The 13,722-nt window shown below is 40.6% G+C and carries 12 protein-coding genes and 1 riboswitch; of the genes, 5 read left to right on the top strand and 7 right to left on the bottom strand.

Going from position 1 to position 13,722, the window contains the following annotated elements:
* Positions 1-639: 639 nt before the first annotated feature.
* On the bottom strand, positions 640-1,347 hold the full coding sequence (locus tag ACTHOQ_RS04290; protein ID WP_440494433.1) for a Fe-S oxidoreductase: 708 nt from the start codon (positions 1,345-1,347) through the stop codon (positions 640-642).
* A gap of 155 nt (positions 1,348-1,502) precedes the next feature.
* Here ACTHOQ_RS04290 and ACTHOQ_RS04285 point away from each other — a divergent pair, with 155 nt between their 5' ends.
* The 4 genes from ACTHOQ_RS04285 to ACTHOQ_RS04270 all read left to right on the top strand — a co-directional run bounded on the left by ACTHOQ_RS04285 (position 1,503) and on the right by ACTHOQ_RS04270 (position 5,111).
* Positions 1,503-1,868, top strand: a complete 366-nt coding sequence (locus ACTHOQ_RS04285; protein ID WP_440494432.1) for a DUF4395 domain-containing protein — start codon at positions 1,503-1,505, stop codon at positions 1,866-1,868.
* Positions 1,869-2,234: 366 nt separating this feature from the next.
* Complete coding sequence (locus ACTHOQ_RS04280; RefSeq protein WP_440494431.1) at positions 2,235-3,509, top strand: polysaccharide deacetylase family protein; 1,275 nt, start codon at positions 2,235-2,237, stop codon at positions 3,507-3,509.
* A gap of 33 nt (positions 3,510-3,542) precedes the next feature.
* On the top strand, positions 3,543-4,037 hold the full coding sequence (locus tag ACTHOQ_RS04275; protein WP_440494430.1) for a sigma-70 family RNA polymerase sigma factor: 495 nt from the start codon (positions 3,543-3,545) through the stop codon (positions 4,035-4,037).
* A gap of 3 nt (positions 4,038-4,040) precedes the next feature.
* Entirely contained in the window at positions 4,041-5,111 is a 1,071-nt protein-coding gene (locus tag ACTHOQ_RS04270) for a S26 family signal peptidase (RefSeq protein ID WP_440494429.1), read from the top strand.
* A gap of 234 nt (positions 5,112-5,345) precedes the next feature.
* Here ACTHOQ_RS04270 and ACTHOQ_RS04265 read toward each other — a convergent pair whose 3' ends face one another.
* The 3 genes from ACTHOQ_RS04265 to ACTHOQ_RS04255 all read right to left on the bottom strand — a co-directional run bounded on the left by ACTHOQ_RS04265 (position 5,346) and on the right by ACTHOQ_RS04255 (position 8,366).
* On the bottom strand, positions 5,346-6,320 hold the full coding sequence (locus tag ACTHOQ_RS04265) for a DMT family transporter (RefSeq protein WP_440494428.1): 975 nt from the start codon (positions 6,318-6,320) through the stop codon (positions 5,346-5,348).
* 125 nt (positions 6,321-6,445) lie between these two features.
* Positions 6,446-7,672 carry a peptidase T gene (pepT, locus tag ACTHOQ_RS04260; RefSeq protein ID WP_440494427.1) on the bottom strand — a complete coding sequence of 409 codons (1,227 nt, stop codon included), beginning with the start codon at positions 7,670-7,672 and terminating at the stop codon, positions 6,446-6,448.
* Positions 7,673-7,703: 31 nt separating this feature from the next.
* Positions 7,704-8,366 carry a lysoplasmalogenase gene (locus ACTHOQ_RS04255; RefSeq protein WP_440494426.1) on the bottom strand — a complete coding sequence of 221 codons (663 nt, stop codon included), beginning with the start codon at positions 8,364-8,366 and terminating at the stop codon, positions 7,704-7,706.
* Between the two features lie 174 nt (positions 8,367-8,540).
* Between ACTHOQ_RS04255 and ACTHOQ_RS04250 the strand changes: the two genes are divergently transcribed.
* Positions 8,541-10,220 (top strand): hypothetical protein, encoded by a 1,680-nt coding sequence (locus ACTHOQ_RS04250; protein ID WP_440494425.1) that lies wholly within the window; start codon positions 8,541-8,543, stop codon positions 10,218-10,220.
* 62 nt (positions 10,221-10,282) lie between these two features.
* Here the strand turns inward: ACTHOQ_RS04250 and ACTHOQ_RS04245 are convergent, their stop codons facing one another.
* The 3 genes from ACTHOQ_RS04245 to ACTHOQ_RS04235 all read right to left on the bottom strand — a co-directional run bounded on the left by ACTHOQ_RS04245 (position 10,283) and on the right by ACTHOQ_RS04235 (position 13,297).
* Positions 10,283-10,702, bottom strand: coding sequence for a hypothetical protein (locus ACTHOQ_RS04245; RefSeq protein ID WP_440494424.1), 420 nt, complete (start codon positions 10,700-10,702; stop codon positions 10,283-10,285).
* Between the two features lie 239 nt (positions 10,703-10,941).
* Complete coding sequence (nfsA, locus tag ACTHOQ_RS04240) at positions 10,942-11,676, bottom strand: oxygen-insensitive NADPH nitroreductase (protein WP_440494423.1); 735 nt, start codon at positions 11,674-11,676, stop codon at positions 10,942-10,944.
* A gap of 142 nt (positions 11,677-11,818) precedes the next feature.
* Positions 11,819-13,297, bottom strand: coding sequence for a DASS family sodium-coupled anion symporter (locus ACTHOQ_RS04235; protein ID WP_440494422.1), 1,479 nt, complete (start codon positions 13,295-13,297; stop codon positions 11,819-11,821).
* A gap of 310 nt (positions 13,298-13,607) precedes the next feature.
* Positions 13,608-13,722, top strand: a riboswitch (SAM riboswitch).

Here is a 13,722-nt window from a genome sequence, read left to right as displayed (position 1 = left end):
CTAAAAAGTAGAAGTCGGTGTTTTTATTAGCAAGTGCCGTGCGAAAAGTGGAAAGTTTAGCGCCGGAAGTAGAACATTTATAAAGGAAAGTAGAAACTAATGCCCGGAAAGTAGAATGAATCGCCCAAAAAGTAGAAGTCGGTGTTTTTATTAGCAATTGCTGCGCGAAAAGTAGAAAGTTTAGCGCCGAAAGTAGAACGTTTTTAAAGGAAAGTAGAAACTAATGCCCGGAAAGTAGAATGAATCGCCTAAAAAGTAGAAGTCGGTGTTTTTATTAGCAAGTGCCGTGCGAAAAGTGGAAAGTTTAGCGCCGGAAGTAGAACATAACACATAGAAAGCAGGACTCTGAACCCTGAAAAATGAAGTATTAGAAAAATTGCACCGGATATTAGAAAATCGGTAATACTTATTAGCCGAACGGAGACATATATTTGAACATCTCCTTTCTTTATTAGCACATTGGCTTTCTTTATTAGAAACTCAATAACTTATTAGCACTTTCTAAGTTTTATTAGAAAAAGTAAGCTATATATTAGCCCCCCCCCCCCGCCCTTGCAAGTCTGGGCACCTCCGCACCTCAACCAAATAAAAAAGTGCCGTGATTATCAACGACACTAAAAAAAACAAGCCCTACAAACTCTATTTCATCGGACAAAAACCGCAAGCCAATAAACCGGGGATATCTTTCGAGAAGCAGCAGCTTTTTCGCACAGGTTGATTAATAAGAGAAGAAGGGCTTTTCCCGCCAGTATAATTTAAAAATAGGGATTTGTCCGAAAAGTAGCGCCAAATATCTTTCCCCTCGAGCAATTCCAAATCATCAAAAGCGCGATCAGCCAATGCCGGGTTTTCGAGCAAAGTGTGATAGTGCCACAGCATATAGCCAAAAATATTTTCCCATAAAATAAGCGGCGAAATTGATGTTGTTTTGCGTAGTTGTCCAATAATGACGGACGTCTTGTATAAAATATCTGTCATGGCACGTTCGCGCTCATCATCTTCCACATAGCGGAAATCATTTGGATTAATATACATGCCAAGCGTATGAATACCATACTCTTTAATAATCGCGAAACGAAGATCTTCAGGCTTGCCATCCCAAATTTCATCATAGGTTGTCAGCATATAAAACTGCATCGCAACAAACATGCCATAGCGACGGCCGAAATGGGAGATTGCCGCTGTTTCGGTTGCAGCATTTGTAATTCCCATCATTAAATTCCGGAAATCCGTCAAATAAAAATCTTTATGTAAATTGGCCAATGTGAATAATGGGCGTTCCGGTTCCTCAGTAAAAATGCTGTATGAATTCAATTGACGTACTTGATCGTATGAAAGTGCAGGCATTCCAATCACCTTTTCTTAAAAATTGTTTATCTTTACTATAACATTACTCTTCCCAAACAAGGTGAAAAACGCTAAAATAAACAAAACATATAAGTAAGGTTGGTTTTAGTGGCTGATATAATTGCTATTCCAAGACCGTTAGTCCGAGTGAATCAATGGACTATATTTTTATCTATTATTTTCACATGGGTGACAGGGGAATATTGGCTATTGGCTATTCCATTAATTGCAAATTGCTCGGGATTTTTGCAGGGTTCAATCCAATTACGCGATTGGCGAAAATATTTTTGATGAAGGATTTGAAAACGTATATTCCTGAAGATGGGGAACAGCAAAAATTTAATTCGAAGATTGCGAGCATTTGTTTAGCGGCTGGATTATTAGGATTTATATTTCATGTTCCAGTCATCGCCTATAGCTTTACGATTATGGTGGCCGTTGCCTCATTTATCGCGATTTTAGGATTTTGCATAGGCTGCTTTATCCATTTCCAATTACGCCGATTTTTAAAAAACTTTTAAAATATTTTGGAAATGTATTGACAATGATACTGATAATCATTATCATTATTATTGTAGCAAGAGCTTATTTGTAATACAGTACAAATAAGTCTGGGCTAACTGCTTTCTCCAGGAGTTCGTTAGCTCAGGAATAGCGTTCTAAACCCCCTCATTTAGAATGTAAGTTTGGCAATATGCCAGACGATGAGTTTTTCACCCTTTATATTTTTCTTCTAGTTTTTCTTCCTTTTTGGAAGACCCGTTGCCCGTGTCTCAATTAGATACGGGTTTTTTTGTGCATAAAACAATCCCGGAAAAAAATTTTGAAACTTATTTTGGATTTCTCCGTCTGTACGTTGCTTAAATGAAAAGCTGACGGAGGAAATTATGAAAAAGTTTATTACTGTAGGGGTATTCGCTGTATGTGTAATACTGCTGACAATTGAATATATAAGCTCAAGTCAAATTATTGAACGGGCAGTTGCAAACGAAAGGGAAGCGGTGCTGGCGAATAATGAAATCCAACTTGAACAAGCAACCCATCTATTTGAAAAAGTAATTATGCTAAAGGAAGCTCAGCCAATTTACATAAAAGGAACTGCGCTCGTTGAAATTGGCGCAGTACAGCCGAGTGCTTCCTTTGCGATAGTAGGAGAAGACGAGCTGTACTATGAACTGCGGTTCGGGAAAATATCAGCCTTTATAAAAAAGGGAAGTGCAATCATAGAAAAACGGCAGCTTAAAGCATTGGTGAATACAGAAGTAGCCAATTCGATTAAAACGAAGCAAGAAGTTACAGTCTATGAAGAAATGAGCTTTAACAGCGGAAAAATAATGCAGCTTGCACAAGGTTTCCGTTATCCGGTCGTAGGGAAGCTTGGTGATTGGTTTGTCATAAAAGTTGGAGAACGAGCTGGCTATATACATAGACAATCAGCGGAAATAGATGAAGGAATCCCGGTTTTAGTGTATCATCATATTTTACCGAAAGAAGAGATGATGACAGAGGCGAGTACTGTTTCTGCACAATCCTTTGAGCAGCAGATGAACTATTTAGCCGACGAACAGTTTGAAACAATCACGACAGCACAACTATACGATTATTTGGAAGGGCGCATAATATTGCCTATTGATTGTGTGCTTATCACTTTTGATGATGGCTTATTATCGACGAAGGAATATGCGTATCCGGTTTTAAAAGAGCATGGCTTTACAGCGGTGCAGCATATTATCTCTTCCCGGACGACCCGTTTTGAAGGAGCCCAGGTTTTTAATAGCGAAGGACCGCTCCAATTTTTCACCGAATATGAGATGCAGCAATTGGCCGATGTGTTTCAGTACGAGGCACATACACATAATCTCCATCAATTAAATGGCGAAACGGGTCTTGCTGTCGGGCTGGAATATTCATCGGCTGAAATTGCAGCAGATTTACAGCTCAATGTCGCAACACTTAAAAACGCGACATCTTTAGCATATCCTTTTGGGCATTATAATGAGGCGATGATTGCGGCGATGAAGGAAGTTGGATTGCTGATCGGCTTTACGACAACTGAAGGGTATGCGAATATGCAGCAATCAAACTATAAAGTAAATCGTTTCGGCATGACAGAAAACAAAACATTTGAGCAGTTCACTTCCTATGTAAAGGGGGTGCGCTGAATATAAAGAAAGCAAGAAGGTGTTGACACTTACATGAAAGATTTTGATGCGGTAATGGACGAGCACTCACGCTATTTAGTGCGCATTGCTTATTTGTACGTGAAAAATTGGGCTACCGCCGAGGATATCGTACAGGAAGTATTTGTGACATACTTTCAAAAGAGCGACCAATTCCGCAGTGAATCGTCCTTAAAAACGTATTTGACGAAAATGACCGCCAATCGTGCAAAAGATTATTTACGTTCATGGAAGCATAAAAAAGATATGTTTTTCGATACCGTTTTTGCTCAAACAAAAGGTTCGGATGAAGAAGTAATACAAAAAGAACAGCTTGCATCCCTTGAACAAAAGTTATTCCGGCTACCGCTGAAGTATCGGGAACCACTCATCTTATATTATTATGACGAACAGTCGATTGCACAGATTGCATCGTATTTACAGCTCAATGAAAATACAGTGAAAACCCGATTGCGGCGAGCGAAGCAACAACTGAAAGAGTTTTTTAATGAAGAGGAAATGGAGGTATGATAGATGGATCCATTTAAAAAGCAGCTGGATGACTTGATGGGCGATACAAGCTTGCAGGAAAGCCACATAAAAAAGCGTGTCAAAGAAGATTTGACTCTACGAAAGACGCAGCGCTCATGGCATGTGCAAGCAGTTACGGCAGCAGTTGCCGCAGTTGCCGTATTCCTCTTTATGACGGCGGTTCCTTTTACGCAAAATTCGGCAAATGAAGGGCGTGGCGTCCCATATGATCCACTTGATGATTTAGCGCAAATAGCCACACTTCAAAAAACGAAGAAGCTTTCAACAATCCATTATGAATCGTTTGCACAGCTACCAGTGCTCGATCGCTTAACGGATTTGCAATATGTTGATAATGAAGAGTTTACTTTTGCAGGGAAAGAAGGGCTTTATCATACTGTTATTGAGCGGCAGGAAAATCTGTTCGATGAAGCGGTATATGAAGCAGGGGATGCTGTACGGACGATGACAAATACGAGCAGTCATTTGCCGATCTATGAAAATGCCTATTATGAGGTTATTGCTGTACCGGGAGACCGTGTCGTTTTGCAGAACGGCAAATTAACGGTAAACGGGAAACCTGTCAAATCGGAACTGATGGAATTGTATGAGGAAAACGGCAATACGATTGCAGGGGGCTATGACCAGCTTTTAAATGCACGCGAGTACTTTTTGGTAAATCATTTCCCGGCCGAAAATACATTGCAAGCAGGGGCTATTACAGCTGTGCATAAAATTTATGGCCAAGTAGTCGGACTGGCTGAGGAAAATACGACGGAATCGATTTATTTCGGATTGGCAAACGACTACACACCAGAACAATATTTTGATCTTTATTTATACGACCAAATTTTTGGGGATGGCATGATTAGCGAAAGATTATCCGCTGGAGACATTTCATTTCCGTACGTCAATCGTTTAGGTGAACTATTTTTGGAAGCATCCTACCGAAGCGTCACATATGTGTCGGAAACAGAAGTGGACATTCGCTACCAGTATGGTCGTGAAGGTGTGGGGGAATATAAATTTAAAATGTACAAAGATCCGGCAGGCTTTTGGCAATGGGGATTATAATAAAGAGGGCAGGGACTTCATTGTCACTGCTCTCTTTCATTTTTCAGCTAAAATAATGAAATGATAGCATATCGCATGATGAGATATAGTGCCGTCACCGTCCAAATTACCGGACCAAAACATTTCCGCCTGCTTATGCAAAAGCGGTGCAGCGTCTACTTTTGCACCGGGGCATTCGATATTTGCGGCTCACAAGATGTGTGTCGTCGGAGTCATATAACATGGACATGGCGTTTATGAACTGTCAGACTGGATGGGCGCTTTAGCACTTCTGTTACTAACAAGCACCGTATGATAACTATGTAACAGCATACCGACAATAATGATAGCCAAACCTATTAAAGCAATCGGCTGCGGCAAAGGTACACTAAGTAAAACCATCTCGCCGGCCATTGCAAAAAGCACTTCCGTTGATTGTGTCGCTTCCACGGCCGCAAGTTTTCCTTGGTCATGCTGTACGCGTTCCGTAGCAATGAAGAATAATACAGTTGCAATAACGCCGGAAGAAATAGCGACAAGGAGAGATTGATAAATTTGGCTCGCCGATGGTAAACCAACTGTAAATAAAGCATAGATGGCGAGCAGTATCCATGCTGGCAAAGAAGCGATAGTCATGCCGAGCACACGCTGAAACGAATCGATTCTACCTCCGCAAAGCTCCATCATTTTCCGGTTGCCGAGCGGGTAGGCAAATGCAGCGACCATAACAGGAATAATTCCGAGAAGCAGGCTTTTTGTCGAAACTGTCTGTGCTTGTGGAATTTGGATCATTAATATTCCGATTAAAATAACGCTTGAAATCCCAAGAGAAATGAGCGGAATCTTCGCACGTACTTTTTTCCCTGCAATTGTTGAAATAAACAGCGGCGCCAGCAATACGCCTGCTACTATTGTAAATTGCCAAGTGCCTGAAACGAGCCAGCCTGGTCCGAACGCCGCGGCAAATGTAAGTGGTGCATAAAATAATACGAAGCCAATGAAGCTCCATAAAATCCATGCACTTGGGCTTTGCTTCATTTCACTCGATAAAATGCGAAATCCGCCTTTTCCCCGAATGGCTACTATGGCGATTAAGAAAGGCAGCATAAAGAAGTAGCGAAGGGAAGAACTCCAAAGCCAGCTACCACCTTCCAATTCCATCGAATGGTTCAAAACGAATGTAACGGCAAAAAATAAAGCGGCTAAAATGCCGATAAGTATTTCCTTCATTTCACACCTCCTGAATAAAATCAATTACACCTTGATGAATACGTTTGAATAAGCGGAATTTTCCGTCTATTAAGTATACAAAAAAATGGGGCGAAATCAATCGCCCCCATCAAATTTTCCGTTATTTAGCTGCGCTGTTCAAAAAGCTGCACGATTTCAATAATGACTTCTGTTGCTTTTTCCATCGTTTCAGCTGAGACGAATTCGTATTTGCCGTGCATATTTTCGCCGCCCGCAAAAATATTCGGTGTTGGCAAGCCCATGTAAGAAAGCTGGGAGCCGTCTGTACCACCGCGGATCGGTTCTACAATCGGCGTGATATCAAATTTTGCAAAGGCGTCCTTAACGATATCGACAATTTCCATAACGGGCTCGATTTTTTCGCCCATATTGTAATATTGATCTTCTATTGCAACTGTTATTGCATCTTCACCGTATTTTGCCTGCATCTCTTTGCCGACCTTTGCCATATACTCCTTTTTCTCTTCGAATTTTGGACGGTCATGGTCACGGATAATATAAGACATTGTAGACTCTTCAATGCCGCCGTTAAAATGCATTAAATGGATAAAGCCTTCATAGCCGTCCGTCTTTTCGGGAACAGCATCTTTCGGCATTGCATTTTGGAACTCAATAGCCATCGTAATCGAGTTGACCATTTTATTTTTTGCTGAACCTGGGTGGATATTCGTCCCGCGGGTTGTTACTTTTACGCCCGCAGCATTGAAGCTTTCATATTGCAATTCGCCTAGCGGACCTCCATCCAATGTGTATGCATAGTCGGCATTGAACTTTTCGACATCGAACTTGTGCGGACCACGCCCGATTTCTTCATCTGGTGTAAAGGCTATACGGATTTTCCCGTGCTTAATTTGCGGATTGTTTACTAAGTATTCCATCGCCGTCATAATTTCCGCGATGCCCGCTTTATCATCTGCACCTAATAATGTATTGCCATCTGTCGTTATCAATGTTTGACCAACATAGTTTTTCAAATTCGGGAAATAGTCAGGAGCCATCACTAAGCCGTTTTTTAATGTAATCGCTTCACCGTCATAGTTGTCGATGCGCTGTGGCTGCACATTTGTCCCTGTGTAATCGGACGTCGTATCAACATGTGCCAAAAAGCCGATTGTCGGTACATCTTTGTCTGTATTCGATTCAAGTGTTGCGAAAAGGTAGCCGTTTTCGTCCAATGTGATATCTGTTAAGCCGATATCCGCCAATTCATCTTTTAATACGTTTAATAAATCAAATTGTTTCATTGTAGAAGGTGTTGTGTTTGAGTTGAAATCTGATTGTGTGTCGATTTTTGCATAGCGAACTAATCGTTCAATTACTTTTTCTTTCATATGAAAAAGACCCCCTAAATACATATTGCTTTTATTGTACACTCTTTATTTCGGTTTTTGAACTAATTTTGAAGTATTGGGCAATACTAAGCATTAAGAAAAATTGCGCTGCGTAATATGTGAACATGATGAGCTCATGTGAATAGGCGACATCCAGCATAAAACGGTTGATCGCCAATATTGAATCAGACGCGATAAACAGCATGGCCCCGATAATGGCAAAAGAGCTTCCCGTCCGAAACGAAGTCCACCCCATCATTAATATGACTACAATATAAGCCGCAACAGCAATGGCCAATACAATATCGCCCTTTTGCACGAGACTGCCGGCAATCCAAAACATCATGATCGCTCCATATAGCAATAAAATGACTTTTGCATAAATCGGCGTTTTCGCGGTGTTTGCTGAACGGAAAGCAAAAATATAAAAAATATGGCCTGTCAGGAAAAAGCACAGCCCGATGATGAACCATTGCAATGTATAATCGCCAATTGCACAGAAGATTAAACCGATTGAGATGAGCCAATAGTAGGTTGATTTAACAGGAATTTTCGTCAAAAATGCCAGCGTGATCAATAAAACCATCGGCAATAGCTTGAAAACCATTTTGAGCGAACTATCGATTGTGTGAAAAAAGAACACATAATATATTCCGAGCCCCAAAAATAATAAAATCAGTACTTTACGCGCCATTCATTTACCTCCTAAAAATAGTTTTTAAGTGTAGCGAAAATAGAGAATTACAAAGAAATCTACCATTGGAAAAACGATATTCCGCTCTTTTTTGCCTTGAAATGCGTTTTTCTAATTGTTTATGAATCTTTTTTTTCCGTTATTCGTAAATAGTACAAAGAGAGGATGATTGTTATGGGTCAATTATTGCTAATAACAGCAATTGGTTCGCTTTTTGTAACATTGCTTTTAGTACCGTTGACAAAAAAGGTTCGCCATAAAGAGCTTTCGTCAAAAGCATTTTCCGTATTAGCGGCTGCGACATTTGTTGTAAGTTTTATTTCGGTATTTTTAACGGTTTATATATCTAAAATTGATTTAAGCTGGACAATTTTTTTGTATGTTTTGCCGGTTGTGGCGATTGTAGGGGCAATATTGGCGGTCGGCGCCGAGCAAAAAATCAAATCGGCCATCGTTCTTATCGGCATTATTGGAATCGGCTATTTAGTAAGTGCACCGTTTTTGAATGCGAATGAAAAATATGAGTCATCGCAAATGAAAGAAGAGACAGAAATTTCGCCATTTGATGAGACGAAAACGCCGGCAAGTGTACCGCCGCAATTCGTGAAAAATAAAATGAAAAAAGCATTTGGCCAAGTGCCGAACACGAGTTACTATGAGTTAGGAAATTTGCAAATCCAAAAAGTAAATGGTGCGTATGTATATATTGCGCCAGTGGAATTTTCGGGATTCTTCAAATGGTTCAACGGGAAAACAACGCCGGGCTATTTCACGATGAGTGCGACAGATTCCAGCGACAACCCGAAATTCGTGAAGGCTGAAATGAGCTATGTGCCATCAGCTTATTTAAATAAAAACTTGGAGCGCCATATTCGCCTGCAAAATCCATCATTAATTTTCTACGGTGATCCGCAATTGGAAATTGATGAGGATGGCAAGCCTTATTATATTCGATCATACGGAGAGTTTATTTCGGCACGTAATGGCTTTGACGTGAAGGGTATTGTACTTGTCGACGCGAAAACAGGCAAAACCGAAAAAATTGCGACTGCGGATGTTCCGGAATTCATTGATGGGGCTGTGTCACCAGAGACAGTGAGCTTGCAAAACAGTTACTACGGAAACTATGTCCACGGTTTTTGGAATAGTCTTGTCGGCAAAAAGGATGTTAAATTGCCGAGTGATGAAGGCACGGAAGCAAATGTAAGCCCGATCTTTATGGAAGATGGGGAAATGTATTACTTCACTGATTTCACAAGCCCGAAAGAGGGCGTCGACTCGATGCTTGGCTATGCATTGACACATGCACGTACAGGGGAAGCGACGTATTACACAGGGAATTTAGAAGAGTCTTATATGGACTCGCAAGGGGCTCTTGATATTATCGAGAAAAAGTTCATCGAAAAAGAATGGAAAGGTGAAATGCCGGTTCTTTACAATTTTTACGGTGAGGCAAGCTGGTTATCGGCAGTATTGGACGCGAACGGCTTTTTACAAAACTATTTTATTGTATCAGCAGCAAATCCTGAAATTTCAGCATTTGGAACAACACCGAATGAAGCATTAAAACTTTATAAAACAGCGCTTAGCCGCGGAGGAAGTACGGTAGATGGCACTTCAAACGCAGAAGAGGCACAGGCCACAGGAGAGGTTGTCCGTGTTTATAAAGAACGTGTAGGGGATTTCACTATTGTTTCATTCTTGACGGCAACAGGTGAAAGCTTTATCGTAAGCTCAGAGGTGGCGCCATTTGCAATATACTTGCAAGAAGGCGATAAAGTGGTAATTACGTATGCAAAAACAGGCGAGGATTTCCAGCCTGTAAAAGCATTGCAAATTGTAGGGGTAAAATAAAGAAGCCCGTTACGGGATAACCAAAAATCGATTATTTTGCGGAAAGGCAAAATAATCGATTTTTATTTTTTATATTCTTTAATAAATTGAGCCATCTTTTGTCGGCGTACTTCCATATGCTTATTCGAATAAAGCGTAATCGCCCGGAATTTCCCGTACTGCTCTTCCAATATTTCACGTTCTTTTATGAATTTATCCGCAGGCTCTTGACGGAAAATATATTGCAGATGGAAAATTTGCATCAATGCGACTTCAGGCTCTTCCAAATTACATACAAACTTTATATGCCAAATATGTGTATGTGATATATATTGATTGACATATGTCGTTGCAGCTTCGTATTTCCCTGCATCGATGCATGATGCAATTCGATGGTGGAGATCCTTTAGCACAGTGTTAATATCGATTATTTGCAAGGAATGTTTGCGCATGGATTTTAAATGCTGACGTTCCAATGATTTTGCTACAAAATTAGGAGCCATTTAAAAACCTCCCCTCGTATACTTTAAGTTTTTTTAATAAAAACAGAATCTAATAAGTGTCCAGGGAAAACTAAAAGAACTGTTTTAAAGGAAAAATCCCGTTTTCCTCATACAACTGGCGTTTTCCGAAAATAAAGGATGTTTTCACGTGGCCATTTCCAAAATCCATCAACTTTGATTCAAGAGGGGGATATCACGAAAAAGTTTCACGGATATCCCTTCATTTCAGTAATACAAAACTATTTCCATGTGTAGCCTTTGGAAGCTAAAAAGTCTTTTATGAATGGACGTTTCTGTTCGATTAAGTAATCTGCCATCTGCTTTGTCCATGTAGCCATTTTCTGATTGGAAGAACGGCTTGCATAATAAGCCTCCATCGTTGCATCATATTTATCCAGAAGAGCGTCATATTTTTCTGTGTCATAGCTATTCTCGTGCAAAATAGCAGCAACAGGCAAACGGGGTTTTGTCTCATTGCGCTTAGTCGGTGTACCGATTGTCATTGCGAACAATGGAAAAACATATTCAGGCAAATTAAAAAGCTCGCTAATTTCCGCAGGATTTGTACGGGCGCCTCCGATATAGCAAATGCCATAGCCCATTGCTTCTGCAGCGACAACAAAGTTTTGAGCGAATAACGCTACATCTGCAACCCCTACAAGAACGTTTTCCGCCGAGTCTGCTACGATGTCGATATTATGCTTTTTCCCCGCTTCTTGCAGTCGTTTGAAATCCACACAAAATAGAAAGGATGCACCGGCAGTCCGGAATTGGAATTCATTTTTTGACAGCTCGCCAAGTTTTGCTTTCTTTTCTTCATCGGTTACCCAAATAACGCTATATGCTTGGACAAAATGAGAGCTTGCCGCCATTTGCGCAGTTTCGATCAAATCAATAACCGTTTCTTTTGGTATTTCCTCTCCTGTATATTTACGTACAGATGAATGACTGCGTAATAATTCTCTTGTATTCATGTGAACATCTCCCTTTTATGTAATGGTAGAAAGGCGCACAGTATACTATGATGGCGCTCTTTCTTCTGTCGTTATTGCGACAAAAAGCTTAAAGGAAAGATCCCTTTAAGCTTATTTTAGTCAATTTTTTATGTGAAGTCGATTATAATAGTCCAATCCATTTCCAGTATGTTGCACTAAGAAGAAGGATTAAAATATAGCCGACGATCGTTAATGGAATACCGGACTTCAGGAAATCCTTTGTTGTAAATGCTCCCGTGCCGTAAGCCAGCATATTTTGCGGTGCGCTTACCGGCAATAGGAAACCGAAGCAAATAACAAATTGCTGGATTAATACGAAGCCAACCTGATTTTCCGCGGGCATTGGTAAACTAATGGCAAGTGCGATAAATACCGGAATCAACGCCGATGCCAAGCTTGTAGCGGAAGCGAAGCCTAAGTGGATGACGATATTAAATACTGTGACCAATGCGATTGTAGCCAAAATTGGCATCGCATCCAAGCCGAGTGATCCGAAAATAGTATCTGACAGCCAAGCAGCACCTTTTGTATTTAAAAGGGTAGTACCTAATGAAATACCTACTGCGAAAACGATTAATGTACCCCAATCGATGCGGCTGGACGCTTCTTTCCAATTGAATACACCGACTTTTGGTGTCAGCAAAAATGCGATCGCTAAAATTGTGATCGTTGTCGTATCAAAAGGATGGAATTTTCCTTCTGTGGACCAGAAAAACAGCAATAAAACGGATGTGACGATCAATGTGATCTCTTTGCGCTTTAATGGACCGAGCTCATCCAATTGCTTGCGGATGATGTTTTTGCCGCCTGCAATATTGTCTGTTTCAGGCTTGATTAATTTAATCATGACGAAGAATAAAACAAACGACATAATGACGGAAAATGGCGCTGCATACATGAACCACTCGCCCCAAGAAATATCTACCCCAAATTCAGAGTTGATGAAGCCGAGTGCTACCAGGTTTTGCGCAGCGGCCGTTTTTATCCCGACATTCCAAATCGAAACAGCCTGTGTTGCTGTAATGACTAATAAGGCGGCGAGCTTACTTTCTTTTGATAAACCGAATGCCGCGACAATTCCTAATAGGATCGGCACAACGGCCCCAGCACGAGCAGTAGCGCTCGGCACGACAAACGCTAATACAATCGCTACTAAAATAGCACCGACTACTAATGCCTTTGTCTTTGTTCCCACTAACGATAAAATCCACAGCGCAATACGTTTATGCAGGTTCGTTATTTGCATTGCTGCTGCTAGAAACAATGCCGCTCCGACTAATGCGACAGATGAGCTGCTGAATCCGCCAAGCGCTAATTTCAGCGCCTCGTTTGTGCCCATTTGTACAGCGGGATCATCCATACTAGGAGCCAAACCTAATAAAACAGCGATTAAAGCCAAAATCATGGCAGAACTAACTGGATAGGAAACTGCTTCAGTTACCCATAAAATTACGGCAAAAGCCAAAATTGCCAATGCACGTTGGCCGACAATCGGAAGATCTCCATTGTTCGGTAAAAGAACGATCGTAATAAGTGCAGCAAATGCCAAAACAATCCAAACAGGTTTTAAATTCAGTTTTTTTGCGTTTTCAGTTGCCATGCATAACGCCTCCATTTTGTAAAAGTGTCAGCAAAATAAAAGTTCCACTCTCAACCATTCCCCCGATTGTTGAATGAGATGCAGTAAATTAAAATTATTTTAAAATATTAAAGGATCCTTCACGGAAATTATAGCATTTCCAAATAAAAGAAGTATGTTAATATTTAGTGAATTCGTAGCGAAGGAATACTGCATCCGCAGAAAAGCTTTTGCATTTTAATGAATTCAGAAAATTATTTATTTTTTCTGTTGACTTATCGGATTAGTATGTTTTATACTGTGAAACAACGATGGAATATAAATCACATAACTCTTATCAAGAGCGGCGGAGGGAATAGGCCCTAAGATGCCCGGCAACCAGTGAGTGATGAACTGACAAAGGTGCTACATCCTACAAAATGAACAATCATTTTGAAAGATAAGAG

The sequence above is a fragment of the Solibacillus silvestris genome (genome assembly GCF_051967575.1).
Classification (GTDB): domain Bacteria; phylum Bacillota; class Bacilli; order Bacillales_A; family Planococcaceae; genus Solibacillus; species Solibacillus silvestris_B.
Note: the sequence above shows the minus strand (reverse complement) of the source record. Positions and strands in the feature narration are given on the sequence as shown.